The organism is Lapidilactobacillus achengensis (assembly GCF_003946655.1).
Lineage (GTDB): Bacteria > Bacillota > Bacilli > Lactobacillales > Lactobacillaceae > Lapidilactobacillus > Lapidilactobacillus achengensis.
The window spans coordinates 1-26,998 of sequence record NZ_RHOV01000028.1; the positions used below are offsets into that span (position 1 = coordinate 1).

Below are 26,998 nucleotides of genomic sequence, written 5' to 3' on the forward strand. Positions count from 1 at the left end.
AAGGTCGGGCTGGGGGTGAGTCAGCCGCGATATTATTGTTGGCGATTTATCGCCTAGAATAAGGCCGAGCTTGAAGCTTTTCGGTGGTTTTCCGAAAAGCTTCAAGTCGTGCCCGCCGCGTTCCACCACCCCCAGCCCGACCTGGAGCCCCACCACATCTGCCATCCACCAACGCCACGCGCAGCGCAAGCCGCGGCCAACCAACTTTTACCAGCCAAAGCAATCAAAGAACTGATCAGCCTAACTGCTTGATCAGTTTTTTCATGAAGGGAACACTGATGTGGCCACATTCTGACCATGAGCAATTCGTTATAATGTGATTTCCCCAAAGCGATGTCATGACTTCTTCGCAGGGCTGTAACCTTCTCGTAAAGGTTACTATGTTATACTGCGAAAGTAATAAGTCATGGGAGTGTACAATTTGAAAAAACGCAATCGCACATTATTCGTAGGCGCAGCCGTGCTTTTATTAGCCGGTCCAGTGATGGCTCAAGTCGGAACCGTTCACGCTGATTCAGTTTCAGAGGCGCAGTCCGCAATTTCCAGTAACAAATCGAAAAAAGAAAAATTGATCGCCGAAATGAATGAACTCCAAAGCAAAGTTTGGAGTTTGGACAAGAAGGTCGTGGCGAAGAACCAGGCAATCGCCAGTGTCACTTCTGATATCCAAGCGTCACAGAAGCGTTTGGACGAAATCGCCGGCGAGATCAAAGAAACGCAGATCGAATTGAAGAACCGGCGGACGGTTTTGAAAAATCAATTGGTCGAATTGCAAAAGCAATCTAGCAATAGTGTTTCTGGCAATGTTTACATTGATTTTGTTTTAAGTAGTGATGGTTTCACCGAATTGTTATCCCGTTCTTTCGCGGTGGGCAAGCTGAATAAGGCCAACCAGGAAGCGATGGACGCGGTCAAAGCATCCGAGAACAAATTGCAAGATCTGAAGGACGAACAAGACCAGAAGCAACAGGCTTTGGTTGACAGCAAAGCGCAATTGGTCAGCGACAAGGCTGATTTGGTTGAAGCGCAGAAGGCGGCCAGTGTTGCGGTTGCCAAGTTGCAAACCGAAGTCACGGCGAACCAGGATCTTTTGGAAAACTTGCAAGTTACCTTGAAGTCGGCACTTTCCGAAGCAGCCCAAGAGAAGGCGAACAAGGCTGCGGCAGCTGCGGCCAAGGCAGCTCAAAAAGCGGCCAGCTCGGCAACTAACAGTTCCACAAGTTCAAGTAATTCCAGTTCAAGTAATGTCAATTCTGGCAGTTCAACTGGGACACCGAATGTGACTCACACCGGCAACAACCCTTATTCATGGGGTCAATGTACTTGGTACGCTTACCAACGGTCCGGTTGGGCTGGCGGTAGCTGGGGCAATGGCGCCGATTGGGGCAATAGCGCGCGTGCGGCTGGATTCACGGTCAACAATACGCCAGCGGTTGGCGCGATCGTTAGTTTCGCTGCCGGTCAATCAGTCGGCGGTCAATGGACAGCTGACGGCCAATATGGCCACGTCGCTTACGTAGAATCTTACAACGCCGCGGCGGGCACGATCACGATCTCGCAAGGCGGGATGGGCTTCTCATCACCAAGCGGTCCTAACTTGCAAACGATCAGCAACGTTGGCGCCTACACTTACGTTCACAGCCCTTACTAAATGTGCGATCATGATTTTTCCAGCGTTTGACTAAGTTTTTCCCTAAGCTAAATAGTTGATTGAGGCTCAGCAGGATCTCTGTTGGGTCTTTTTGCGTGGGTGCCAGTGGTGTCGATCAATTCCTGCAAACGTTTTAAAATTAAAAGGTTTTTCATTTATTTGGTCATGTAAACGGTTGATTTGCCGTTCGTCAAGACTTTTTTAAGAATTCTCTAAAGAAAAATAACAATGAAGATCGTTGCTAGAGTAGGCATCTGGACACAGTGTTACATTGGTGTAATATAAGTCACATGAACTTTGACTCGCTGTAACAGTCGTGTAATAGTTCCCATGCTATAATGCGCTTTGTAATTAAGTTATGGGAGTGTACAAATTTGATGAAGATAACGAAGCGTATTGTGGTTACTGCAGCGGCTTTGATTTTAGCCGCACCAACATTTATGGGTGTCAATTCAGTTAGCGCCGACAAAGTTTCCGAAGCAAAGAGTTCACTGGCCAGCAAGAAGAGCGCTGGCAACAATCTGCTATCACAATTGAATGAGCAACAGAACCAAGTTGCCAAACTGACCAATGAAGTTTCTGACAAGATCCGCGAAATCGCGGCAGCCGAGAAGAAGATCACGACGGTCACAGCCAGCATCGAGACTTCTGACAAGCAGATCGCCGCTGCTAAAGAAGAATTAGCTAATCGCAAGTCTGTTTTACGGGCACAAGCGAAGAACTTACAAGCGGAATCTTCTAATAGTGTTACCGGCAACATTTACCTTGATTTTATTTTCAGCTCTGATTCGATCAGTGATGCAATGTCCCGGTTGGCTGCGGTCAAGAACTTAGGCGACGCCAACAAGGAAGCGATGGACGCTGTCAAAGAAGCAGAAGCCAAGATCCAAGATCTACGTGCTAAGCAAGCGGCTCAGAAGTCAAGCTTGGTTACCATCAAAGCAACTTTGGTTAATGAAAAAGCTGCCCTTGATAACAAGAAAGCTGACGCTGAATCAGCCCAAGAAGCTTTAACTAAGAAGATCGAAGACAATAAGTCAGAAATCGCAAAATTGCAAAGTGAATTGGCTTCCGCAACTGCTGCAGCGGCTTCGCGGGTCGCAACGACTTCCGCATCTGTGGCATCGACAACCCGTCGGTCAAGCAGTTCAAGCAATAGCTCAACTTCAAATAACTCAAGCTCTAACTCAAGCAACTCTGGCTCAGCTAGTGTTTCCGTTAGCGGTGGCTCGATTGCTTCTAACGCTGCTAAATACATCGGCGTACCATATGTTTGGGGCGGTTCATCACCTGCCGGCTTTGACTGTTCAGGGTTGATCTACTATGCGGCTCGCCAAGCTGGTGTTTCCTTGCCACGGACAGCCCAAGCGATGAGCTCATTAGGCTCATATGTTTCCATCGGTAGCTTACAAGCTGGCGATTTGGTCTTCTGGGGTGGCGTTGGTTCTGCGTACCACGTTGGCGTTTACGTTGGCGGTGGGCAGTACATCCACTCACCACAACCTGGCCAATCCGTTACTTATCAATCAATCAGCAACTGGTCACCAGCCTTTGGTAAACGGCTTTAATCCATAGCCGCGACCGCTATTCTCCATTCTCCATAACTTAACTTTGACTTGATTACGACATCGTCTGCGGACGGTGTCTTTTTTTAAACCTGCTCACCGACCTAGCTTCTTGCGCTTAACTACGCTAGGCTTCTGGAGGCGAAGACCAGCCTCCAAAATCCTAGCTAGGTTAATGCTCAGAAGCTAACCGGGCTGGCTCGCACTCTGGGTTTGAAACGTGCGGCGTGCAACTGACTTCTGTGCTTAGCTACGTAACAGTTCCGGGAGCTAAAACCGGCTCCCAAAACTGTTGCTAGGCTAATGCTCGAAGTCAACCCGTTGCGCTCCGCACTCTGGTTTTGAAACGTGCTCGCCGACCCAGTACTTTCCGCTTAGCTACGTAACTGTTATGGGAGCAAAGTTCAGCTCCCAAAACAGTTACTAGGCTAATGCTCAAGCACTACCCGGGTCGGTTCGCACTCTGCTTTGAAACGTGCTCGCCAGCCCAGCTTCTTGCGCTTAACTACGCTAGGATTCTGGAGGCGAAGACCAGCCTCCAAAATCCTAGCTAGGTTAATGCTCAGAAGCTAACCGGGCTGGCTCGCACTCTGCTATGAAAATAAAGCGCTTCGTTTTTTCCAAGCAGGAATTTGTTAAATACGTTATAATGGAAGCTGTAACATTGGTTTGAGATGCACACTTGGAGGTTGGGACAATGTCACCAAGTCAAGAGAATTATTTAAAAGCGATCTATGAGTTGAATCATGATCAACGGAAAATCACGAATAAAAATATTGCCGATATTTTGCAAGTTAGCGCGCCATCGGTTACGGAAATGCTGACGAGTTTGTCCAAGGAGAAGCTGGTCAGTCACACGCCTTATAATGAGATCTCGCTAACGGATAAGGGGCGGGAGATCGCCACGAATTTAGTGCGGCGTCATCGGATCTGGGAGGTGTTCCTCCACGATAAGCTGGATTACAATATTGGTGAGGTGCACGAGGCCGCCGATGTTTTGGAACACGCCACTGACGGGATGCTGATCCAGCGGCTGAACGAATACTTGGACGCGCCTGAGCGCTGTCCGCACGGCGGGATCATTCCCGGTAACGCTGAGGAAACTGATTCCGACGATCAAGTCTTGGTCGATATTGCGGATGGCACCACCGTTCAGATCAAGCGAGTCATTGATAATCACGAATTCTTGGCCTATTACCAAAATCTAGGTCTGCCACTGGGAACGGAAATGACCGTTTTGCGTCATGAACCCTTCGAAGGTCCAATTGTGGTGCGCACCAACGCCGGCGCGACGATTCCAGTCAGCTTCAAGTCGGCCAGTTATATTTTTGTAAATCAGATTTCTGCACCGGAGTCCTAGCTGGCACCGGGCTTTGCTTGCGCCGGGTTTTGGGCGCAAGCATTTTTTCTTTTTGAGGTTGTTGTGGGAATTGTTTTGGCTCTTTGAACTGATTTGGAACGGCGGTGTTCTATTCCTGAATTTTTGCCTGATGGCAGGTATGCTGAGTCTAGATGTGGACGCAACCGGCTGGGACTGCTGTTGCGGACTGGAACGTGGTGGGCATCGTTTGAAGCCAATTCCAAAAGCGGGAATTGTCTTCAAATCGAGCCTTGTCCTAAGCGGCAAAGCCGCCAAGGACAATTTCACCACTGAGCCGCGCAGGCGAAGAATTTTACGAAGCGCTTTTGCAAGTGTGGTGGTCAAAACAATTCCCACTTTTTGGGGTGGTACGGCAATGCCAACGGATTCCGAAAGTCTGGGATCGGTTCTTGAACCTGCGCTTGATTGCAGGCGTGGTGGGTTTCGATGGGGACGCAACCGCCTCAGGACGTTTGTCGTGGCTAACGCGGTGGGCGTCGTTTGAAGCCAATCCGCAAAGAGCGCGGCTTGTCTTCAAATCGAGCCTTGTCCTAAGCGGCAAAGCCGCCAAGGACAATTTCACCACTGAGCCACACGTCCTGAGGCGGTTGCTAGACGGAATCGAGCTTATCTGCAATCGAAACTGGATATTTGACGAAGTGCTTTTGCAAGATAGAGGTCAAACAATTGCCCTTTTTGTAGTGGTACGGCAACATCAACTGATTTGAATTAGAAAGTCGGTACATTCGGTATCGCAAAAAAACTTGCACACTCAAGCGGGTGTTGATTGGAAATCAGCCAATTTGTTTGGGTCACCAAGAATCTACTATAGTTCATCAGACAGATTGTACTGGTGTCACCAATTTAATACTTGTGACCACCAGCCACGGTCGTCAACTGCGGGGCTCCCCATCAATTGACCATAGCTTGCCAATTGGCGTGAGTGCTCAAACGACTGTTAAAACGTTGAGCGGCTGGAGCGGAGAAATTCGGGGTGAGATCGCCGTGAAATTGTCCTTGGCGGCTCTGCCGCTTAGGACAAGGCGCAGCTTTGAGATTTTCGGCGCCCTTCCGAAAAGCTCAAAGTGACGCCCACAGCGAGCTCACCCCGAATTTCGCAGCGCAAGCTGCGGCCAACCTACTTTTCCCAGTAGCCGCAGAAATCCCCACGAAAAGCGGGCGCTCGTAGCGCTGCTACGGGGGTCATTTATGGTGACAGGCCGGTGCTACAAGGCCGCCGATGAAATTTAAACTTTTCTTCACTTTTTCTATTGACAGTCGGGTATAAGTCTTGTAAAGTAGCGGCATTGGCTTAGTTCTCAAGTGATGCAGGTTGTGCCCGGAAATAATCGAATGACCTGACAGACAAGGGAGCTTTTTTCATGCGGTGGCGCGGGTGGAAACAAGCCCAAGGGATAGTTATGCTGGAGGAAGATAAAATGCGGTTAAATGCAAGAAAGCGGAGTGCCATTTCGATGGCCGGGTTGCTGATCACCATTGGGATCGTTTATGGTGATATCGGAACTTCGCCGCTTTATGTAATGAAAACCATTATCGCTGATAATGGCGGTTTGAATACGGCCTCACGTTCGATGATTTTGGGTAGTATTTCTTTGATATTCTGGACGGTCATGCTGTTGACGTCGATCAAGTACGTGATGATCGCGCTGAAGGCGACGAATCATGGCGAAGGCGGGATCTTCTCGCTGTACGCGTTGGTGCGGCGGCGGAAGAAGTGGCTGATCTACCCGGCGTTGATCGGGGGCGCGGCGTTGCTGGCGGACGGGATGTTGACGCCAGCGGTTACGGTGACCACGGCGATCGAGGGCTTGAAGGGCATCAAGTTCAACGGCGTGGAACCGGTCAAGTCGCAGACGGAAGTGATCATTATTACGGTGATCATTTTGTCATTCTTATTCTTGATCCAGCGTTTTGGGACGAAAGCAATCGGTCGGGCGTTCGGTCCGATCATGTTCATTTGGTTCCTGTTCTTGGGGATCAGTGGCTTGTTGCATATGACGGCGGATCTGTCGATTTTGCGGGCGCTGAATCCATATTACGCGATCAATTTGTTGTTCTTTAACCCGGATAATCATGTGGGGGTCTTCATTCTCGGGAGCGTCTTCTTGGCGACCACCGGGGCGGAGGCGCTCTATTCGGACGTGGGCCACGTGGGGCGGGTCAATATTTACGGGAGTTGGCCGTTTGTTTTCGTCAGCTTGATGTTGAATTACCTGGGCCAAGGGGTCTGGGTGATGAACAACGCGAACAACGCGGCCCTGGCTAAGGACGCGACCTTCAATCCCTTCTTCGAAATGTTGCCTGGTGAGTGGCGGCTGGTCGGGATCGTTTTGGCGACCTTAGCGGCGATCATTGCGTCCCAGGCGCTGATCACCGGGTCTTACACCTTGGTTTCAGAAGCGGTACGGCTGAAGTTCTTCCCTCGGATGAAAATCGTTTATCCCACGGAAAAACACGGTCAGATCTATATTCCTTTAGTCAACAATATTTTGTGGATCGCTTGTTTGGGCATCATCGCTTATTTCAAAACTTCGTCACATATGGAAGCGGCATATGGTTTGGCGATCACGGTGACCATGCTGATGACCACGCTTTTGCTGTATCAATTCTTGCGTTTGCGTAACGTGAAATTGATTTGGGCCGCGTTGATGGTGGCCTTCTTTGGGATAATCGAGGGGATGTTCTTGGTGTCTTCCTTGGTCAAATTCGTGCATGGTGGCTATGTCACCGCGATCATTGCCGGTGTGATCTTGCTGGTGATGTATATCTGGTATTACGGCAATCGCATTCGCGACCGGGAAGAATATCGTTCGGCCTATGTCAGTCTGGACGATTACAAGGATCAACTCAGTCGCTTGAGTAATGATGAAGGCTTGCCGACTTACTCCGATAATGTGGTTTACATGGCGAAGGTCAAGCCAGGCAACAAGGTCAAGCGGGAAATGATGTACTCGATCTTGGATAAACGGCCAAAGCGGGCCAAGGCTTACTGGTTCGTGACGGTCAATGTGACTGACGAGCCCTACACCGCGGAATATAGTGTGGATACTTTGGGCACGCGGAACGTGATCAACGTGCAGCTTTACCTTGGTTTCCGGCGGGAACAGCGGGTCAATGTCTACTTGCGGGCGATCGTGCACGAGATGATCGAACGGGGTCAGATCGATCCGCAACCGAAGAAATATACCACCATTGTCGGTCGGGATGTGGGCGATTTCAGTTTTGTCATTGTGCAAGATGTGATCTCACCGGCAACGCAGATCAAGTCCTTCGAACGGACCATGATCCAATTGCGGGTCGGCCTGCAAAATATTACCAGCAATCCGGCCTCTTGGTTCGGCCTGGAATTCGCCGATGTGGTCGTGGAAAAGGTGCCGCTGATTTTGGGCAAGTCCGATCGGATCAGCCTCCGTTATTTGGATGAAGACGAAGCCGCGGTGCGCTACGGCAAAACCTATCCGGAAGCGGCCGCAGCAGCGGCGCAAATCGCGCATCATCATCACCATCACCACGAACATGATGGCATCACCGGCGAGCCGGAACACAAAGTGCCGCGCCAACCGCTGCCCCATGAACCCAAGGATCAGCAGTATGACGATCAGTAAATTCTAGTGATTCATCGCAACTAGAATAACCTAGTAAAAATTCTAGACCCGTAAAAATCAAAAAAGTCTGTGTCGTCAAGTAAAATTGACGATGCGGACTTTTTTGATGTCCAGGAAACTGCTGGGCTCTAGCCGCCGCTGTTCATCTAGGAATGACGGGAGCACTTTTGAGTTGAAGTACCGCTAATCTTGACCGGAAATTGGGGGGCTGGGCAATCTTTTCTAACTTTTTATCATTATTTCTCATTATTTCACATCAAGCCATCATGATTTGTGGTATGGTACTGATAATAACTAATCATAAAAGTGAGGCGGTTTGATCATGACACATGAAATCGATCAACAACAATTACAGGCGTTTCGGGATAACTTTAGCGCGGCGAATTTAACGGTGGCCCAACATGCGGCGATGCGTAGCGGTGTTTTGGAGGCTAGCTACAATCCTGAGGTGGCGGTGCGGCTGAATCGGACTTTTTCCGTGGAGGTAGAAACTGGTGGCGTGACCAATCAGAAGCAATCGGGACGTTGCTGGCTTTTCTCATTATTGAATACGTTGCGTCACAGTTTTGCGCAAAAATACAAGGTTAAGGACTTTGAGTTGTCCCAATCTTATTTGTATTTCTGGGATAAGGTGGAAAGCGCCAATATTTTCTATGACAATATTCTGCGGACGGCGGATCGCCCTGTTGATGATCGGGAAGTCGCCTTTTATTTGGCCGGCCCCGGTCAAGACGGCGGGCAGTGGGCGATGGCGGCCAGTTTGGTCAAGAAGTATGGGGTGGTGCCCCAAGCGGCGATGCCGGAAACTTTTAACACCAACGCCACTGCCGGTTTCGGCGCGGCCTTGGATTTGAAGTTGCGGCGCGATGCTGCGATTTTGCGCGAGTTGAAGAACGGCGGCGCGACCGCGGGCGAGATCAATGCCCGGCGGCAAACCTTGTTGAGCGAGGTTTATCGCATGACGGCGGTCGCGGTCGGCGAACCCCCAGTTTCCTTCGACCTAGAATATCGCGACGATGATAAAAAATATCATCGAGTAGCTGACTTAACGCCTCAAGCCTTCTTCACCGACTATTTCACCATGGACCTGGATAATTATGTCGTGCTGACCAACGCGCCGGATAAGCCGTTGGATCAAGCGTACCGCCTGCCCGCCGAAGAAAATGTGGTGGGCGGCTTGCCGATCATTTTCACCAATGTGGCGATGGCAAGTTTGCGCCGCGCGGCGATCGCGCAATTACGCGACGGTGAAACGGTGTGGTTTGGCAATGATGTGGGCAAGCAAAGTGAGCGTAAAGAAGGATTATTGGATCCGCAGTTACACCAAGTCGATCAACTGTTTGGCGTCGATCTGAGCTTGAACAAGGCGGATCGATTCCGTTACGGTGAGGCCGAAGTGACGCACGCGATGACCTTGACCGGTGTCGATTTAGTCGCTGATCAGGCGACGCAGTGGAAGGTTGAGAACAGCTGGGGTGATGAGGTTGGCGCCAAGGGTTATTTTGTGATGAGTCCGGCCTGGTTTGACGAGTTTACCTATGAAGTTGTTGTGCAGCGGAAATACTTGACCGCTGCTGAGCTTGCGGTGGCTGACGGCGAGCCGGTTGTCCTGCCTGCTTGGGATGGCTTGGCCTGACCAGCTCTTGACGCGGCTGTTGTGAAAAGCTGGTTGGACAAAAGTAGGGTGCGCGCAGCTTGCGCTGCGAAATTCGGGGTGAGCTCGCTGTGGGCGCTGTTTTGAGCCAATCCGCAAAGTGCGCGGCTTGTCTCAAAATCAGGCCTTGGTCTAAGTGGCATAGCCACTAAGACCAATTTCACGGCGATCTCACCCCGAATTTCTCCGCTCCAGCCGCTCAACGTTTTAACAGCCGTTTGAGCACTAACGCCAACGAGCAAGCTATTGTCAATTGATGGGGAACCACGTAACTGACGACCGTGGTTAGTGGTTACAAGCTTTAAATTGGTGACACCAGTGCAGTCGGTCTGATGAACTAATGCAAGTTCTGGATGAATCGGCTGGATCGGTCGATTTCACCGAGGATTATTAAGGAAACAAGTAGAGACTGTTCAGTCCATGCAAAATGTCCCGACTACCTAATCCAAATCCGTTGGTGTTGCCGTACCACCTCCAAAAGTAGATTGCCCGCAGCTTGCGCTGCGCGTGGCGTTGGTGGAGGGCAGATGTGGTGGGGCTCCAGGTCGGGCTGGGGGTGGTGGAACGCTGCGGGCACGACTTGAAGCTTTTCGGAAACCCACCGAAAATCTTCAAGCTCGGCCTTATTGTAGGCGATAAATCGCCAACAATAATATCGCGGCTGACTCACCCCCAGCCCGACCTTCCGCCAGACGAGTAAGCGAACCACCAACGCCACGCTCCGCTCCAGCCGCTCAACGTTTTAACAGCCGTTTGAGCACTCACGCCGACTGGCAAGCTATGGTCAATTGATGGGGGACCACGCACTTTACGACCGTGGGTAGTGGTCACAAGCTTTAAATTGGTGACACCAGCGCAGTCGGTTTGATGATCAACCTAGTTCTCAGCGAATCAACTGAATCGGCCGATTTCCAACCATGAATCGTTCAGGAAACAAGTAAAGATGTTCAGCCTACACAAAATGTCCCGACCTTCTAATCTGAATCAGTTGGCATTGCCGTACCACCCCAAAGGAGGGCAATTGTTTGACCTCTATCTTGCAAAACCACTTCGTCAGATATTCAGCTTCGATTGCAGATAAGCTCAATTCTGCCTAGCAACCGGCTGGGACTGCGCGGCTCAGTGGTGAAATTGTCCTTAGCGGCTTTGCCGCTTAGGACAAGGCTCGATTTGAAGACAAGCCGCGCCTTTGCGGATTGGCTTCAAACGACGCCCACCACGTTCCAGTCCGCAACAGCAGTCCCAGCCGGTTGCGCTCACGCGCAATACCCACCCACACCTGCATTCAGCGAAGAGTCAAACAATAGAAGCGAAGAACAACAGCAACGAATGCCAACCAAGCACACAAAAAGGCCGCTGGGCGAACAGCGGCCTTTTCATTGGGTTGTAAATTGGTTATAATTTTGGAGCCAGAATTAAGTTAGCGTTTCGGGAAGTGCGCCAGACCAACATTGCCGCCTAGTTCTTCTTCGATCCGCAGGAACTGATTGTACTTCTCGACCCGTTCGCTCCGTGCCATTGAACCAGTCTTGATCTGACCAGCATTCATCGCGACCGCGAAATCAGCGATAAAGGTATCGCCGGTTTCACCAGAACGGTGAGAAATCATGGTGGTGTAACCATTTGCCCGGGCCATTTTCATGGTGTCAATGGTTTCGGTGACGGTGCCGATTTGGTTCAGCTTGATCAAGATCGAGTTGGCCACGCCTTTGTCGATGCCTTCCTTGAAAATCTTTGGATTGGTGACGAAAATGTCGTCGCCGATCAGCTGGATTTGTTTGCCTTGAACATCAGTTTGCTTCTTGAAGCCGTCCCAGTCGTGTTCGGAGAAGCCGTCTTCGATGGAGATCAAGGCGGGATATTCGGCGACGAGTTTTTGGTAGTAGACTAGGAGTTCGTCGGAGTCGAGTTCCTTGCCTTCGAAACTGTATTTGTGCGTTTCGTCGGAGTAGAATTCGCTGGAGGCAGGGTCAATGGCGATGCCGATTTCGCTACCAGGTTCGTAGCCGGCTTCTTTGATGGCCCGATACAACATTTCGATGGCTTCCTCGGTGCTGCTTAATTTCGGCGCGAAGCCACCTTCGTCACCAACCGCGGTTTCATAGCCTTCTTTGGCTAAAACTTTCTTCAAAGTGTGATAAATGTTGGCGATTTTTTCCATGCCATCCCGGAAGCTGGTGCGCTCGATCGGGGTGATCAGGAATTCTTGTACGGCGATGCCTGAGTCGGCATGAACGCCGCCGTTGATGACGTTGAAGAATGGTTGTGGTAATTCCAAATCAACGCCGCCCAAGTAACGATACAATGGTAAATGTTTGCTGGCGGCGGCCGCGCGAGCGGTGGCCATGGAAACGCCTAGAATCGCGTTGGCGCCGAGGCGAGCCTTGTTTGGGGTGCCGTCTAAGTCGATCATGATTTTATCGATTTCCGCTTGTTGGCAAGGATCTTGGCCGATCAGTGCTTTCTTGATTTTGCCATTGACGTTGGCCACTGCCTTGAGCACGCCTTTGCCCATTAGCCGCGTGCCGCCATCGCGCAATTCAACGGCTTCGCGATCGCCGGTGGAAGCGCCTGATGGCACCTCGGCCCGCCCCAACGTGCCGTCGGACAGAATCACATCGGCTTCGATGGTCGGATTGCCCCGCGAATCAAAAATCTCCCGTGCTTTAACATTTTCAATTACTACTGTCATGCTAGTTCCCCCTTATTTTTTTAATGACATGTTCGCCGACTCTTTGTGCTAAAAATGGCATAAAAAAGACGCCTGCTCAAACCATACGAATTGACCACGATCACCGTGGCAACAGTATCATTCAAGCAGGCGCCATCAGCTTTTCAGCGGTTGTCGGGAGCACCATCCCGTTCATTCGCTCTTAAATTACCACGAATTTCACGAATTGTAAAACAAAGGGACTCACCCTAGTAAAAAGTAAGGCGCCGCTGACCAATTTGCCCAATTTCCTGAGAAAATCGGCAGTGGCGGCGGTTTTCGGCCGGTGTGGCTTGCGACCAAAGTGAAGCCCACGATCAAGAAACCGTTAGTTCCCATAAAATATCCAAAAAAAGCCGGCAAAAGCTTGCATAAAATGAAAATATGCAAACGCGCCGACCAGGAAAAAACGAAAATAGTGAGGACCGATAATGGAAATAACTTTTGTTCAGGCAACGGCGGCGGATCTGCCGCAAATCGTGGCCATTTATAACCAAGCAATCCCCGGGCATCGAGCCACCGCGGATTTGGCCCCGGTGACGGTGGCGCAACGCCAGGCTTGGTTTGCGGCGCATGATCCGCGGCGGCGCCCACTTTGGCTGCTGATCGCGGCGGGCCAAGTGGTCGGCTGGGTCGGGTTGGAGGATTTTTATGGGCGGGCGGCATACGCGCGCACTGCCGAAATCAGTCTCTATTTGGCCGATCAAGCGCAAGGCCAGGGGGTGGGGCAGCAGGCGCTGGACTTTGTTGTGACGCAGCTGCCGCGCCTGGAAGTCACCACATTGCTGGCCTATGTTTTCGGGCATAACCAAGCCAGTCAGCACCTTTTTCGCAAAAACGGCTTCACACCGTGGGCCCATTTGCCTGGCGTGGCGCTACTGGCGGGTCGATCGCGGGATTTAGATATTCTCGGGCGGCATTTCACTAGTGGGACTAAACCCCAAGATCAGCCAGAATGAGTCGAACTCGTTGCGCCAGGGTTTCCGCACTGGTAAAGAGCCGTTCGTGCTCCGTCTCCAATTGATCGTGGGCTTGCCACCACTGGGTCAATTCCACGCGGCCAAAAGAGCTGGCGTTTGCCTGCGTGGCATGACGCCGCACCGTTTCGGCGAAAGACAGGTCGAAATAGTAAACCAAAGGTGGTGTGGCAAAGGTTGCGCTAATATCTTGCAACATTTCCCCATAAACCGATTTTTTCAAGATTCCTTCCAAAATAACATAGCGACAATTTTGACGGCCAAATTCCGCCAAGTCCCGAATCAACGCCAGCGCCAAGTTGCCGGATTTGTCCGGCGCGTGCAGCATATCGCGGCGCACCACATCTTGCGGGATCAACAACGTCGCCGCCGGTTGCAAGGCCAGCTGCAATTGCTGCGCCGTCGTCGTCTTCCCACTGGCCGAATTTCCTCGAATAATAATCAATTGCGCGCCCATCGCCATTGCCTCCACCACCATGGTTCCCGCCCAAAGCCCTCATAAAAATAATTTTATTATAGCACATTTTTGCCGGCGCACTGGCGGCCGCTCCGCGTACTTGGACACGACAAATCTTCTGACGACGAATAGCGCTTATTTGGACGCTCTGGTCGAATAAGCGCCATTTTGAAATTCAGTCCCATGGTTAAAATCATTGTTACCGAAAAAATGCCTGCCCATAAGTTTGACCAAATGTGTATAAGATGTACACAGCAACTTTCAATTCGAAGCAACCGCGCGCAAAGAAAAACCCCTAAACGCTGTTTTACCAACATTTAGGGGCGTTAATTTAATAATATAAAGCCTCTGGAAAGCCGCTTGCCGGATTCGAACCGGCGACCCCCACCTTACCATGGTGGTGCTCTACCTGCTGAGCTAAAGCGGCAATCTCTTAATTTAACACAATTAAAATCATACCGAGAAATCGCAGTGTTGTCAACAACTTTTGCAAGTAATTTATGGCAATCTTCGAACCCTGGGTTATTTTGGAAAAACCGGTCGCTGGTTTTTAGTTGTTTGCTTGATCGCAGGTGTGGTGGGTTTGGATGTGGACGCAACCGCCTCAGGACGTTTGTCGTGGCTGGAACGCGGTGGGCACTGTTTTGAGCCAATCCGCAAAGGACGCGGCTTGTCTCAAAATCAGGCCTTATTCTAAGCGATAAATCGCTAAGAATAATCTCACCGCTGAACCACACGTCCTGAGGCGGTTGCTAGGCAGAATCGAGCTTATCTGCAATCAAGGCGAAGGATTTGACGAAGTGGTTTTGCAAGCTAGAGGTCAAAACAATCACCAACTGTTTTAGTGGTACGGCAACATCAACAGATTGAGGGACATAGGTCGGCACATTTCGGATAGTGCCGCCAACTTTATCTCACTTATTTAAACGGATTTTGGTTGGAAACCGACCAATCCGACTGATTTATCAAGAACTCGCCTCAGTTCATCAGTCAAACTGTACTGGTGTCACCAATTTAAATCTTGTGGCCACTAACCACGGCCGTCAATGGCGTGACTCCTCATCAATTGACCATAGCCTGCCAGTTGGCGTGAGTGCTCAACCGGCTGTTATAACGTTGAGCGGCTGGAGCGGAGCGTGGCGTTGGTGGTCTGTTTGTTCGTCTGGCGGAAGGTCGGGCTGGGGGTGAGTCAGCCGCGATATTATTCTTGGCGGCTTTGCCGCCTAGAATAAGGCCGAGTTTTGAGCTTTTCGGCGCTCTTCCGAAAAGCTCAAAATCGTGCCCGCCGCGTTCCACCACCCCCAGCCCGACCTGGAGCCCCACCACATCTGCCCACCACCAACGTCACGCGCAGCGCAAGCTGCGGACACGCTACTTTTTCAACCTACTGCCGCAGATAGTTTTCCCGTGAGAAGCCGGGACGGTGTATACTGAAGAGAGAAATTCAGTGAGAGTGGGGACCGCGATGGAAATCAGATTATTGCGCTATTTTTGGACAGTGGCAACAGAACAAAACATCACCCAGGCAGCGCAAGCGCTACATATCACCCAACCAACGTTGAGCCGCCAAATCCACGAGCTGGAGGAAGAAGTCGGCGCGCCGCTCTTTGACCGCCAACATCATCGCTTGACCCTGACCCAAGAAGGTTTATTTTTGAAAGAACGGGCCGCCGAAATCTTACAGCTCGACCAACAATTAGAGCAGGCCTTGGCGCAAAAACGCCAACGTCAGCTAAGCGGACACTTCACCATCGGCTGTGTGGAAGCGGACAATTCCGACACGTTGGCGCTAATGCTTGAGGAATTGGTCAATGATTATCCGGCGGTCCATTTCGACTTGCTGTCAGCGACCAGTGATGAAATCAGCGATCGTTTGGAGAAGGGGCTGCTGGATCTGGCTATTTTGCTGGAGCCAGTGCCAACGGAAAATTTCATCACGCTGACCTTACCGCGAGAAGAGCGCTGGGGCTTGTTGGTTTCAAAGCATAATTTTCTGGCGCAACAAGCGGAGATCCGGCCGGCCGATCTGCTGGGCACACCGCTACTTTGTTCCAGTCGCGCGCCGGTGCAGCAGTTGCTCAGTGATTTCGCCGGAGTGCCCGCTGACCAGTTGAATGTGGTGGGGACTTATAATCTGATTTTCAATGTTTTCTCCTTGGTGGCCAACGAGGTGGGCGCGGCGGTGACCATCGAAGGCGCGGTGAGCAATCGGTTGGGCGCGGATCTGCGCTTCATTCCCTTGGCGCCCACGGTCAAAACGCATTGCGTGCTGGCTTGGAAACAGCGGCTGCACACGCCGGTGGTGGCTGAATTGATTCGCCGATTTCAGCATGCCTTTCAAGCATCCCCAACTCAAAAATAAGCATTGGTCAATTTACTGGGCCCGTTGTACGATGATCTCATCGACGACGGGCCTTTTTTGAAACGTGTTCGCTGACCTAGCTTCTTGCGCTTAGCTACGCCAGGCTTCCGGGGGCAAGGAGCGCCTCCAAAATCCTGGCTAGGTTAATGCTCAGAAGCTGACCAGGTCGGCTCACACTCTGTTTTTGAAACGTGTTCGCCACCCCAGCGCTTTCCGCTTAGCTACGCGATTGTTTCGGAAGCAAAGTGCGGCTTCCAAAACAATTGCTAGGCTAATGCTCAAGCGCTACCCGGGGTGGCTCACACTCTGTTTAATGGTCAAGGAGGTGGCACATGGCGCCATTGATTTTATATTTTTCTCATCCGGGCGAGAATTTCGTGGCTGGGAAAGTTCGTCCGCTGACCGAGGGCAACACCGCGGTTTTGGCAAAAATGCTTGGTCAAAAAGTTGGCGGGACCTTGCAGGCGCTGTTGCCGGTGACGCCGTACCCGCTGGCGTACCAAGAAACGGTGACGCGCAGCAAAGCTGAATTGGCGCAGTCGGCCGCGGTCGCTTGGCAGCCCTTGGTCCAAGAACCGCGCCCAGCTCAACCGTTATTTCTCGGTTTCCCCATTTGGTGGGGGACCTTGCCAGTGATCGTCAGCGATTATTTGCGCAGCCACGATTGGGCCGGTCAGCCGATTTATCCTTTTTGCACCCATGAAGGCAGCGGCGGTGGCGACACCGCACGGCAGCTGACGCAACTCTGCGCCGGCGCTCAGCTCCATCCAGCACTAATCGTTCGCGGCAGTCGCGCGGCCCAAGCCGATCTGCTGCTGATCAACTGGCTGGCCGCCAACTATGACGATTGCCACCTGTAACCAGTGCTGCCAGCAACAAGAGATGCAAGAACACCACTAGCAAATCAGCTAGCAATGAATGAAGTTAATTTTTTGGAGGTTTTATTATGGTAAAAAACGAAGCAGTTCAAAACGGTACGATTTTCCCCCGCGGCGCCAAAAATGACGCTTACGCCCAATATTTTACCGGTCAAAGCTATTTAGCCAGTCTGGTCGCGGATCCTGCCATCAATGTTGGCGTCGGCAACGTGACCTTTGAGCCTGGCTGCCGGAATCACTGGCACATTCATCATGACGGCTATCAAATCCTGCTGGTGACCGGCGGCGAAGGCTGGTATCAAGAAGCGGGTCAGCCCGCGCGGCGTTTGCATCCCGGCGATGTGGTCGTCACTCATGACGGCGTCAAGCACTGGCATGGCGCGACTAAGGACAGTTGGTTCGCGCATGTGGCGATCACCACTGGCACACCGGAATGGTTGGAAGCCGTTTCTGATGCAGAGTATGACGCATTGCCTGACTAGGGGCGTGGCATTGGGTTGCGTTGATTTGGAATGACTGGGTGCTATTCATGATCTTTTGCTTGATTGCGGTTTTGGTGGGTGTTGCGCGTGAGCGCAACCGGGTCGGGCCATTTATGCGGCTGGAACGCAGTGGGCATCGTTTTAAGCCAATCCGCAAAAACCGCGGCTTGTCTTAAAATCGAGCCTTATTCTAAGCGGCAAAGCCGCAAAGAATAATTTCACTGCTGAGCCGCATGGCCCGACCCGGTTGCTAGGCAGGATTGAGCTTATCTGCAATCGAAGCGAAGGATTTGACGAAGTGGTCTTGCGAGGTAGAGGTCAAACAATTGCCCTTTTTGAGGTGGTACGGCAATGCCGACTAATTCTGATTAGGAGGTTGGAGTATTTTGCGTAGACTGAACATCTCTACTCGTTTCCTGAATAATTATTGGGTGAAGAACGACCGATTCAGTTGATTCAGAAAACTCTTGTCCTAGTTCATCAGACAGACTGCACTGGCGTTACCAATTTAAAGCTGGTGACCACTAGCCATAGTCGTCAATTGCGTGGCTCTTCATCATTCGATCATAGCTTGCTAGTCGGCGTGTGTGCTTCAATGAGTAAGGTAACGTTGAGCGGCTGGAGCGGAGCGTGGCGTTGGTGGGCTGTTTACTAGTTGGCGGAAGGTCGGGCTGGGGGTGAGTCAGCCGCGATATTATTGTTGGCGATTTATCGCCTACAATAAGGCCGAGCTTGAAGATTTTCGGTGGTTTTCCGAAAAGCTTCAAGTCGTGCCCGCCGCGTTCCACCACCCCCAGCCCGACCTGGAGCCCCACCACACTCGCAATCTGGAGCCCCACCACACTCGCAATCCACCAACGCCACGCGCAGCGCAAGCTGCGGCCATCATACTTTTAACCAGCTACAGCCACATTAATCAATCAAGTCACCAATAATCAAGGAGGAAAAACAATGAGTAAGAAACAAACAGCAGGTCGCGATATCCTAGGTGATTTTGCCCCTAAATTCGCAGAATTAAATGACGATGTCTTGTTCGGTGAAGTCTGGTCACGTGAGGCGGAAATGTCCGCCCATGACCGCAGCTTGATCACGTGCGCGGCCTTGTTAGCCATGGGCGCGCCGCAATTAGCCGCCCATCTAAAAATCGCCAAGCAAAACGGCGTCACGAAGCAAGAAGTCGTTGAGTTGATCACGCATCTTGCGTTCTACGCCGGCTGGCCCAAGGCTTGGTCAGCGTTCGATCTGGCCAAGCAAGTCTACGGAGACACTGAATAGGTTTACGAACGTACTATAGCAGAATTTCAAAAAAGGTCTGTCGCTTTGATTCTATTCGCTTTCGATGGGGTGGGATAGAAGGCGGCAGACTTTTTGTATAGAATAAATCAGTTAAGCTCGTAGCCTGTAGTGAAGTCTTTGAAAAGATGGGAAATAATCACGCGGGCCTCAGTTTCGTGTGAAATCATTTTGATTGCCTCCCGGGGATTCTTGGCTGCGGAGAAATAAACGGCCACATTGCCTTTTAAAGAAGAAAATGGGTATAGTTGTTTGTAGACAAGTGAGTTCTTCTCTGAGAAAGGTGAGATTTTAGTGGTCGAGATTGATCTGAACCGGGCTCTTCGGCGCCAACGTCAAGCACACCATTATTTATTGGGCGTTAGTACAGCGACGGGAATGAATGCGTTATCGGCGATGCGTGCTGGCGCCGATTTCATTATGGTCTTGAATTCAGGAAAATTCCGTCAAATGGGGCGGTCATCTTTAGGCGGCTATCTTCCGTTTACCAATAGTAATTTGCAAACCCGGCAATTGACTCTAACAGAAATCTTGCCCATCGTTCAAGATTTTCCGATTTTAGTTGGTGTCAATGCGACGGATCCCTGCATGAATAGCGCGGAATTGATTGAGCAGCTAAAAGCTGAACGTATTGCTGGCGTGGTTAACTACCCAACAATCTGCTTATTTGATGGACAATTTCGCGAAGGACTGTTTGAGGATGGGATACGGTTTGAGCAAGAAATCGATTTCTTGCGACACGCCCATCAGCAAGGACTGTTTACGGTAGCTTTCGTTACGACAGTGACGGAGGCGTTACTGGCCAACACAATTCCACCAGATGTCATTTGTATTCATTTGGGATTGACAGAGGGTGGGTTGCGCGGCGCTCGGCGAATCCACAGCTTTGAGGCAACCATCAATCAAGTTACTGAAATTTGCCAGGCCTTGAAGAAAGGGCATTGTCAGAGCCTGTTGATGATTTATGGCGGCATTGTGACTGAACTGACAGAAGTCCGCTATTTGTATAATCGTATTCCGAGTATTGATGGATATATTGGTGGTTCAACGTTTGAGCGCCTGACGCCTGAGCAAACAATTACAAACCAGACTCGCGCTTTTAAAGATGCTGCTAAAACAACCGATGATAATTTGACGGTTCAAATTCTCAAGGGGGCGGCTAAATTCTATACACCGGTAAACTTCGTCAAGAAATATATCTCAGAAAACTATTCTGAACCAATTTATCTGGCGGAACTGGCTGACATGTTGCATTTAACGCCAGCTTATTTGAGTACGAAATTCAAGCAGCAAACGGAACAGTCCTTTACCGAATATTTGATTCGATTTCGCCTGAATAAGGCGGTCGAGCTTTTTCAGACAACAACGGAGCCGCTAACAACCATTGCAACCTTAGTTGGTTATCCTGACTATGCCCAATTCAATAAAATCTTCCGCAAGTATTTTGGAGAATCACCGCGTGCATATCGTCAGCACGAACGAATATAATCACTAGTAAACCGTATTAGATTACCTATGAATGAAAACCTTTTCCATTCTATGATAAGGATGTAGTTAAAAAGATCTAGGAGGTAAGCCATGGGAACAATTGCGTTAGCAGGTACCTTGGATACAAAAGGCCCGGAATACGCGTATGTTAAGCAGATTCTGGAACAATTAGGTAATCATGTTTTGACGATTAATACGGGTGTTTATCAACCCTATTTTCAACCGGATATCGGCGCTGATCAGGTATTAGCGACTATTGGATCAACGGTTAGTGCTGTCCAACAAGCGGATCGCGGCCAAGCGACCACACTTCTAGCTGATGGGTTCGCGAAACTCTTACCTGAACTATACCGTCAAAAGCGGTTTGACGGGGTTTTGTGCTTTGGCGGGTCTGGTGGAACTTCGGTCTTGACACCAGGAATGCGGGAACTACCCATCGGTGTACCGAAACTGATGGTGTCCACGGTGGCCTCTGGTGATACTAGTGTTTATGTTGGCACCAGCGATATCATTATGATGCCATCGATCGTTGATGTTTCTGGCTTGAACAAATTATCGAAAGTAATCTTTGACAATGCGGCGGCGGCAATTTCAGGCTTGGTCAATACTAAGTTTGATCAGGAAGTAGACACTAAACCGCTGATTGGCGCTTCGATGTTTGGCGTCACGACACCAGCCGTTGATCATGCTCGGGAGCTATTGCAGGATAAAGGTTATGAAACATTAGTTTTTCACGCCACTGGTACGGGTGGCCGAACTTTGGAACACTTGGTCAAGAATGATTATTTTGTCGGAGTATTGGACTTGACTACAACAGAAATGGCTGATGAATTAGTCGGTGGGGTACTTTCAGCTGGGCCACAACGATTGGAGGCGGCGGTTGCGGCAGGCTTACCAGAAGTTGTTTGCCCAGGTGCGCTAGACATGGTTAACTTTGGCCCCTTTGAAACCGTTCCTAAACAGTTTTCCAATCGAAAGTTGTTTAAGCACAATCCCACAGTGACATTAATGCGAACCACGGTTAGCGAAAATCAAGAACTGGGTCGACGAATGGCCGCCAAGTTAAATCAAGCTATTGCACCAGTGACTGTGATGATCCCCACCAAAGGCTTTTCCAAAATCGATGCGCTAGGCCAGCCATTCTATGGTCCCGACGAAGATCTCGCTTTTACCAATAGTCTAAAACAAACATTGACAAACAAATTGATCGAGGTTCGTGAGCTGCCAAATAATATTGATGATCCTGCCTTTTCTAGTGCCTGCGTGACCGAATTATTGCGTTTGATCGCGGTGCGGACTAAGGCATGATCGACTGAAGTGCACCCAATAACTTAGCTAGTCAAAATGAGAAGGGAAGAATGAGATTATGGATACAAGAAGTAGAACAGAGATTTTAGCGGATTTTCGGAAACAACGGCAACAAGGCGATGTGCTTGTTGGTGTCGGCGCAGGTACTGGTATCACGGCGAAAAGTAGTGAAGCCGGTGGCGCTGATATGTTGATCATTTACAATTCTGGTCGTTATCGAATGGCCGGTCGCGGTTCCTTAGCGGGGCTCCTGTCATATGGCGATGCCAATCAGATCGTCGTTGAAATGGGTCACGAAGTTCTACCGGTTGTTAAACATACCCCTGTGCTCGCAGGCGTTTGCGGAACCGATCCGTTTCGCGTAATGAAGATTTATTTACAACAACTACAAGCACAAGGCTTCAATGGCGTTCAAAACTTTCCCACGGTCGGATTGATCGACGGTGTTTTCCGACAAAATCTTGAAGAAACAGGCATGGGCTATGATCTTGAAGTCGAAATGATTCGTGAGGCTCACGAATTAGGTATGTTAACCACGCCATATGTCTTTGATCCAGAACAAGCAACGAAGATGGCGGAGGCAGGCGCTGATATTTTAGTCGCACACATGGGCTTGACGACTAAGGGGGCGATTGGCGCTAAAACCGCCGTTACACTGGATGATAGCGTCGCAAGAGTTCAAGCTATTTTGGATGCGGGTCGCAAAGTAAATCCTAATATCATGGTAATTTGCCACGGGGGTCCAATTGCTGAACCCAAGGATGCAGCGTACGTGATCGACCGGGTCGCAGGCATTGACGGCTTCTTTGGCGCTTCCAGTATTGAGCGGTTCGCGGCAGAACGTAGTATCAAAGCACAAACAGAAGCATTCAAGGCCATAAAAAAACAGTGAGCGCAGACCGGCGTAAGTAAGCAGAAGAAGCCAGGTCGGCGAACACGTTTCAAAAATACTTCTCTGAGCAATAATTACTGATCGATAGCTGAGGATGACAGCTAATCAGTAACTTGACGGAAATAATGATATGAACAATCACAGTGCGCATTCAAGAACCCAAGCGGTTCAAGTTGGCGTTAACTTGTATAGATATTGGAGAAATCAGACGCGGGGGCGTTTGGTTTCTTTTTGGTTACGTCCCTGGTGAGCTGTGACTTACCGACAGGCGTATCACCAATTTGAAAATTGAAACCACTAACCACGGTCGTCAATTACGTGGTTCCCCGTCAATTAGCGACAGCTTGCCGGATGGCGGGAGTGCTCAAACAACTGTTAGAACGTTGAGCGGCTGGAGCGGAGCGTGGCGTTGAAACGTGTTCGCCGACCCAGCTCCCTGCGCTTAGCTACGCAATTGTTCCGGAAGCAAAATTCGGCTTCCAAAACAATTGCTAGGCTAATGCTCAGGAGCTACCCGGGTCGGTTCACACTCTGGCGTTGGTGGTTCGTTTGCTTGCTTGGCGGAAGGTCGGGCTGGGGGTGAGTCAGCCGCGATATTATTGTTGGCGATTTATCGCCTACAATAAGGCCGAGTTTTGAGATTTTCGGCGTACTTCCGAAAAGCTCAAAATCGTGCCCGCCGCGTTCGAAGAAGAGTGTGGAACGCAATGGTCTGCTTTTGAGCACGACTAGCGATTTTGCCGGATTGATGCAATCAATCCAGTGAAATTGCGTATCGGCGCAGAAAGCAATTGCGTGGAACACGTTTCCACCACCCCCAGCCCGACCTGGAGCTCCACCACATCTGCAATCCACCAACGCCACGCGCAGCGCAAGCTGCGGGCACACTACTTTTGCTAGTATTTGAAGCAACTGCCAAGTGTCGCGGGTCATACTTTTCCCAGCGCCCGTGTGCTAAACTATCAAGTAGAGGTGACCCACCATGAAGTCCGACGATCGAGCCGCGCAACAACAGGCGTGGGACGAATTCGCTCCAGATTATTACGCCGCGGAACAAGCTAGCCAGATAGCGTACGTCCCGGCGGTTTTGACGTACCTCCGGCAACAACACCTGTTACCGCCGGCCGAAACCGCCTTGCTGGATCTTGGCGGCGGCACGGGGCGTTTCGCCTTGCCACTGGTGCAACAGGGCCAGGCTGTAACGGTAGCCGATTTTTCCACGGCGATGTTGACTATCCTGGCCCGGCGCTGGCAACACTTGCAAACTAAGCAAGCAAACCAGCGTTGGGGTCAACTGACTTGGCGGCAGACCAGTTGGCAAGAACTGGTGCGCCAGCAAGCCCGATATCCGGTTGTGTTCGCCAGCATGTTGCCTGAGGTGACGCCGGCAGCGTTGCGACAACTGGCAAGTTTGGCGACCCAGCGGCTGCTGATTTTCCGCTTAACGGCGGTGACCGATGACTTGTTCACGCCGTTGTGGCAGCAGTTGGCGTTGCCGCCAGAACGGCCGGAAGTCGACGGGCAGCTGATGCGCAGTTATCAAACGGCCTTGGCCCAAGATTTCGCGACGGTCGCGACCAAGACCTTCGACTTCACCACCACGGAACGACTGGCTCGCGAAGACTTGCTGGCCTATTTGCAGGATTATCCTGAAATGACCGCGGCGAAATTACAGACGGCCCAGCGTGCGCTTTGGCCCCAGTTACGTCAAGGCTCGTTGACGATCACCGAGCATTATCAGTTCACCTTATTAGTTGCCAAGCGCGCCTGACCCATCTGTTCGTTCAGCCAGATGAGTGTTAGCGGCAGTCGACGCCCAGCGGTCTGACTAGTCAATTTGACCAGCTGTCTATTCTTTTTGTAAAAACGGTCTCATTTCTAGTGAAATCGTGTTATATTTAGAGTATCATTTGGTTTTGGCTTGGTGCGACTTAGCTTCAGATCTCGGCTCAAAGTGGGCTGGGCGGCGCAGGTCGAGCTTCGCGTTTCAATTGCATTTCAGTCGTGTGAGTTTCAATGGCGTTTCAATTGATTTTTCAGGTCAATATCGATTAATTTTGGAGGCAGAACATGGCAATCGTAGTGTTTGATTTTGGTGGAACTAGCGTCAAATATGGTTTGTGGGCAGCGGATCAACTGGCACAGCAAGGGGCTTTCACAACACCGGCAACTTGGGTGGAAATGCAAGAAAGTTTGTTGGCGACTTTCAAAGAATTGAAAAGCCACGCCGATACGGTGCAAGGAGTTGCATTCTCTTTGCCAGGTGTGGTTGATAATGAAAAAGGTGAGATCCGCGGGGAGAGCGCCATTCCCTACATCCACAATTTTCCAATCAAAGCGGCCTTTTCAGAAATGTTCGGCGGGCTACCGGTTGCCATGGAAAATGACGCGAACTGTGCGGCTTTAGCGGAATTATGGAAGGGCAGTGCTAAAGACGTCAATAACGCCTTGGTTATTGCTCTGGGCACCGGGATCGGTGGCTCGGTCATTTTGAATCGGCAATTGTTCCGGGGGCGCGATTTGGTTGGCGGCGAATTCGGCTATATGAAGTTGGGACCGCAATTGACTTGGAGCCAAATGGGCACCGTAGTCAACGCGGCCGCGCGCTACAATGACCAGAATCCTGGCGGCGAGCCGGTGACGGGCAAGCAATTGTTCGAATTGGCGGCGGCTGGCGATGTGTTGGCGCAAACAGAATTGAATAAATTCTACGATTATAACGCTCAGGGTTTGTTCAATTTGATTTCTAGCTTCAACCCTGATCGCATTATTTTGGCCGGCGGGGTTTCCGCGCGGAAAGATCTGCCAGGTATTTTGGCGGAGCGGGTCAGCAATCTCTTGAAATGGGCCAACTTGACCGCGGCCACCGTGGATATTCAGACCAGTCGTTTCTCCAATGACGCCAATTTGGTCGGCGCGGTCAAGAACTTTACCGATTGGCATCCGGAAGTCACTTTGGCCTAATTTTGCCGGTTGTTTCTCGAATCGTCACCTCAGCAAAGGCGCGCTCAAGCGGTTTTGTTTCCGACGGTTTTGTGAGATGACAAAAGTGTTAGACTGGTGTTAGCTAAATTTCGTGCAACCAGACGTCGCCCTTGCTATAATCACCTTATCATCAGGTGATTCACGAGGGAGGCGTCTTTTTTTGACGACACAAACAAGTCGACGATTGATCAATATCGTCACCGCGCTATCAATGACCGGCATTGTGGTTTTGACCGTTTATTGGTGGCAATTGGGGATTTTCCAAAATCAAACGTTGCTTCACGAATATTTGGCCCAGCGCCAAGTGGCGGGGCCGTTGCTCTTTATTCTGGTCCAGATCATTCAAGTGGTCATCCCGATCATTCCTGGCGGGGTCAGCACAGCGGTGGGCGTGCTCCTATTTGGTCCGCTGGCTGGGTTCATTTACAACTACGTCGGCATCGCGATCGGTTCTTTCATTAGTTTCTTCCTGGCGCGGCATTATGGAAAAGATTTCATTTTGCACCTGATCCCGGAGAAAACATACCGAAAATATATCGACAAGACGAAAAACCAACGCTACTTCGATCGCTTCTTCGCTCTGGCCATCTTCTTACCCATGGCGCCGGACGATATTTTAGTGATGCTAGCCGGTTTGACCAAAATGACTTGGACCAAATTCGCCCTGATCATTATTCTCCTGAAACCATTTACGATTGCTGCTTACAGCTACGTTCTGCTCTATGGCAGTCAGTGGCTACTGCGATTGTTCTAGAAAAAGCGTGTTCGCTGACCTGGTTAGCGAACACGTTTTTATGATGTCCACAGCTTGCGCTGCGCGTGGCGTTGGTGGAGGGCAAGTGTGGTGGGGCTCCAGGTCGGGCTGGGGGTGGTGGAACGCGGCGGGCACGATTTTGAGCTTTTCGGAAGTGCGCCGAAAATCTCAAAACTCGGCCTTATTCTAGGCGGCAGAGCCGCCAAGAATAATATCGCGGCTGACTCACCCCCAGCCCGACCTTCCGCCGGACGGATAAACAGCCCACCAACGCCAGTGTGATCAGATCTGGACAGCTTCTGAGCAATTAGCCTAGCAACTATTTTGGAGGCGGGTTTGTGCCACCGAAATAGTTGCGTAGCTAAGCGCAAGAAGCTAGGTCGGCGAACACGTTTCAATGATATCCACGGCTTGCGCTGCGAAATTCGGGGTGAGCTCGCTGTGGGCGCTGTTTTGAGCCAATCCGCAAAGGACGCGGCTTGTCTCAAAATCAGGCCTTGTCCTAAGCGGCAAAGCCGCCAAGGACAATTTCACGGCGATCTCACCCCGAATTTCT

26 protein-coding genes, 1 tRNA gene, 1 pseudogene and 1 riboswitch are annotated in these 26,998 nt (G+C 50.8%); of the genes and pseudogenes, 22 read left to right on the forward strand and 6 right to left on the reverse strand.

Annotated features, from left to right (window positions below; genetic code table 11):
* Positions 1-421: 421 nt before the first annotated feature.
* From EKM94_RS11075 to EKM94_RS11105, 7 genes and pseudogenes are all read left to right on the forward strand, one after another.
* Positions 422-1,651: a CHAP domain-containing protein gene (locus tag EKM94_RS11075; RefSeq protein ID WP_164511216.1), complete on the forward strand. Its 1,230-nt coding sequence runs from the start codon at positions 422-424 to the stop codon at positions 1,649-1,651.
* A gap of 377 nt (positions 1,652-2,028) precedes the next feature.
* Complete coding sequence (locus EKM94_RS11080; protein ID WP_125601901.1) at positions 2,029-3,219, forward strand: C40 family peptidase; 1,191 nt, start codon at positions 2,029-2,031, stop codon at positions 3,217-3,219.
* A gap of 694 nt (positions 3,220-3,913) precedes the next feature.
* A complete protein-coding gene (locus tag EKM94_RS11085; RefSeq protein ID WP_125601903.1) occupies positions 3,914-4,576 on the forward strand; it encodes a metal-dependent transcriptional regulator in 663 nt (220 codons plus the stop codon).
* Between the two features lie 332 nt (positions 4,577-4,908).
* Positions 4,909-5,304: a hypothetical protein gene (locus tag EKM94_RS11090; protein WP_125601905.1), complete on the forward strand. Its 396-nt coding sequence runs from the start codon at positions 4,909-4,911 to the stop codon at positions 5,302-5,304.
* A gap of 79 nt (positions 5,305-5,383) precedes the next feature.
* A complete protein-coding gene (locus tag EKM94_RS11095) occupies positions 5,384-5,665 on the forward strand; it encodes a hypothetical protein (RefSeq protein ID WP_125601908.1) in 282 nt (93 codons plus the stop codon).
* A gap of 350 nt (positions 5,666-6,015) precedes the next feature.
* Positions 6,016-7,998 (forward strand): annotated as a pseudogene (locus EKM94_RS11100) (KUP/HAK/KT family potassium transporter); the annotation flags it as partial.
* 526 nt (positions 7,999-8,524) lie between these two features.
* On the forward strand, positions 8,525-9,838 hold the full coding sequence (locus tag EKM94_RS11105) for a C1 family peptidase (protein ID WP_125601914.1): 1,314 nt from the start codon (positions 8,525-8,527) through the stop codon (positions 9,836-9,838).
* Here EKM94_RS11105 and EKM94_RS11110 read toward each other — a convergent pair.
* Both EKM94_RS11110 and EKM94_RS12510 read right to left on the reverse strand, forming a co-directional pair.
* Positions 9,739-10,098, reverse strand: a complete 360-nt coding sequence (locus EKM94_RS11110) for a hypothetical protein (RefSeq protein ID WP_125601915.1) — start codon at positions 10,096-10,098, stop codon at positions 9,739-9,741. The genes EKM94_RS11105 and EKM94_RS11110 overlap by 100 nt on opposite strands.
* Before the next feature lie 424 nt (positions 10,099-10,522).
* The gene (locus EKM94_RS12510) at positions 10,523-10,687 is read right to left on the reverse strand and encodes a hypothetical protein (protein WP_164511217.1); all 165 of its coding nucleotides are present in this window, start codon (positions 10,685-10,687) and stop codon (positions 10,523-10,525) included.
* A 294-nt stretch (positions 10,688-10,981) separates the two neighbouring features.
* Between EKM94_RS12510 and EKM94_RS11115 the strand changes: the two genes are divergently transcribed.
* The gene (locus EKM94_RS11115) at positions 10,982-11,257 is read left to right on the forward strand and encodes a hypothetical protein (protein ID WP_125601918.1); all 276 of its coding nucleotides are present in this window, start codon (positions 10,982-10,984) and stop codon (positions 11,255-11,257) included.
* A 19-nt stretch (positions 11,258-11,276) separates the two neighbouring features.
* Here EKM94_RS11115 and eno read toward each other — a convergent pair whose 3' ends face one another.
* Positions 11,277-12,548 carry a phosphopyruvate hydratase gene (eno, locus tag EKM94_RS11120; RefSeq protein WP_125601921.1) on the reverse strand — a complete coding sequence of 424 codons (1,272 nt, stop codon included), beginning with the start codon at positions 12,546-12,548 and terminating at the stop codon, positions 11,277-11,279.
* A gap of 119 nt (positions 12,549-12,667) precedes the next feature.
* A riboswitch (Fluoride riboswitch) is annotated at positions 12,668-12,727 on the reverse strand.
* A gap of 270 nt (positions 12,728-12,997) precedes the next feature.
* On the opposite strand from eno, the gene EKM94_RS11125 reads away from it, so the two are divergent.
* The gene (locus tag EKM94_RS11125) at positions 12,998-13,525 is read left to right on the forward strand and encodes a GNAT family N-acetyltransferase (RefSeq protein WP_125601924.1); all 528 of its coding nucleotides are present in this window, start codon (positions 12,998-13,000) and stop codon (positions 13,523-13,525) included.
* Here the strand turns inward: EKM94_RS11125 and EKM94_RS11130 are convergent.
* Both EKM94_RS11130 and EKM94_RS11135 read right to left on the reverse strand, forming a co-directional pair.
* On the reverse strand, positions 13,500-14,006 hold the full coding sequence (locus tag EKM94_RS11130) for a kinase (RefSeq protein WP_164511218.1): 507 nt from the start codon (positions 14,004-14,006) through the stop codon (positions 13,500-13,502). The two genes, EKM94_RS11125 and EKM94_RS11130, sit on opposite strands and share 26 nt — an antisense overlap.
* Positions 14,007-14,354: 348 nt before the next feature.
* Positions 14,355-14,427 (reverse strand) — tRNA-Thr (locus EKM94_RS11135).
* Between the two features lie 506 nt (positions 14,428-14,933).
* On the opposite strand from EKM94_RS11135, the gene EKM94_RS11140 reads away from it, so the two are divergent.
* The 13 genes from EKM94_RS11140 (at position 14,934) to EKM94_RS11195 (ending at position 26,442) form a co-directional block, all read left to right on the forward strand.
* The gene (locus EKM94_RS11140) at positions 14,934-15,188 is read left to right on the forward strand and encodes a hypothetical protein (RefSeq protein ID WP_125601930.1); all 255 of its coding nucleotides are present in this window, start codon (positions 14,934-14,936) and stop codon (positions 15,186-15,188) included.
* Positions 15,189-15,465: 277 nt separating this feature from the next.
* Positions 15,466-16,362, forward strand: coding sequence for a LysR family transcriptional regulator (locus EKM94_RS11145; protein ID WP_125601933.1), 897 nt, complete (start codon positions 15,466-15,468; stop codon positions 16,360-16,362).
* A gap of 332 nt (positions 16,363-16,694) precedes the next feature.
* Positions 16,695-17,222: a flavodoxin gene (locus tag EKM94_RS11150; RefSeq protein WP_125601936.1), complete on the forward strand. Its 528-nt coding sequence runs from the start codon at positions 16,695-16,697 to the stop codon at positions 17,220-17,222.
* Between the two features lie 86 nt (positions 17,223-17,308).
* The gene (locus EKM94_RS11155) at positions 17,309-17,722 is read left to right on the forward strand and encodes a cupin domain-containing protein (RefSeq protein ID WP_125601939.1); all 414 of its coding nucleotides are present in this window, start codon (positions 17,309-17,311) and stop codon (positions 17,720-17,722) included.
* 451 nt (positions 17,723-18,173) lie between these two features.
* Positions 18,174-18,377 (forward strand): hypothetical protein, encoded by a 204-nt coding sequence (locus tag EKM94_RS11160; protein WP_125601942.1) that lies wholly within the window; start codon positions 18,174-18,176, stop codon positions 18,375-18,377.
* Between the two features lie 296 nt (positions 18,378-18,673).
* Complete coding sequence (locus tag EKM94_RS11165; protein WP_125601945.1) at positions 18,674-18,997, forward strand: carboxymuconolactone decarboxylase family protein; 324 nt, start codon at positions 18,674-18,676, stop codon at positions 18,995-18,997.
* 312 nt (positions 18,998-19,309) lie between these two features.
* Positions 19,310-20,503 (forward strand): phosphoenolpyruvate hydrolase family protein, encoded by a 1,194-nt coding sequence (locus EKM94_RS11170; RefSeq protein ID WP_225422222.1) that lies wholly within the window; start codon positions 19,310-19,312, stop codon positions 20,501-20,503.
* Positions 20,504-20,593: 90 nt separating this feature from the next.
* Positions 20,594-21,811, forward strand: coding sequence for a Tm-1-like ATP-binding domain-containing protein (locus tag EKM94_RS11175; protein ID WP_125601948.1), 1,218 nt, complete (start codon positions 20,594-20,596; stop codon positions 21,809-21,811).
* Between the two features lie 58 nt (positions 21,812-21,869).
* Positions 21,870-22,703, forward strand: coding sequence for a phosphoenolpyruvate hydrolase family protein (locus tag EKM94_RS11180; protein WP_125601951.1), 834 nt, complete (start codon positions 21,870-21,872; stop codon positions 22,701-22,703).
* A gap of 281 nt (positions 22,704-22,984) precedes the next feature.
* Positions 22,985-23,116: a hypothetical protein gene (locus EKM94_RS12930; RefSeq protein ID WP_263853262.1), complete on the forward strand. Its 132-nt coding sequence runs from the start codon at positions 22,985-22,987 to the stop codon at positions 23,114-23,116.
* A gap of 569 nt (positions 23,117-23,685) precedes the next feature.
* Positions 23,686-24,474 (forward strand): class I SAM-dependent methyltransferase, encoded by a 789-nt coding sequence (locus tag EKM94_RS11185; protein ID WP_125601954.1) that lies wholly within the window; start codon positions 23,686-23,688, stop codon positions 24,472-24,474.
* A gap of 299 nt (positions 24,475-24,773) precedes the next feature.
* The gene (locus tag EKM94_RS11190) at positions 24,774-25,667 is read left to right on the forward strand and encodes an ROK family protein (RefSeq protein WP_125601957.1); all 894 of its coding nucleotides are present in this window, start codon (positions 24,774-24,776) and stop codon (positions 25,665-25,667) included.
* A gap of 181 nt (positions 25,668-25,848) precedes the next feature.
* Complete coding sequence (locus EKM94_RS11195; protein WP_225422223.1) at positions 25,849-26,442, forward strand: TVP38/TMEM64 family protein; 594 nt, start codon at positions 25,849-25,851, stop codon at positions 26,440-26,442.
* A 375-nt stretch (positions 26,443-26,817) separates the two neighbouring features.
* Here the strand turns inward: EKM94_RS11195 and EKM94_RS12515 are convergent.
* Positions 26,818-26,998: hypothetical protein (locus tag EKM94_RS12515; protein ID WP_225422224.1), on the reverse strand; the 181-nt coding region annotated here is incomplete at its 5' end.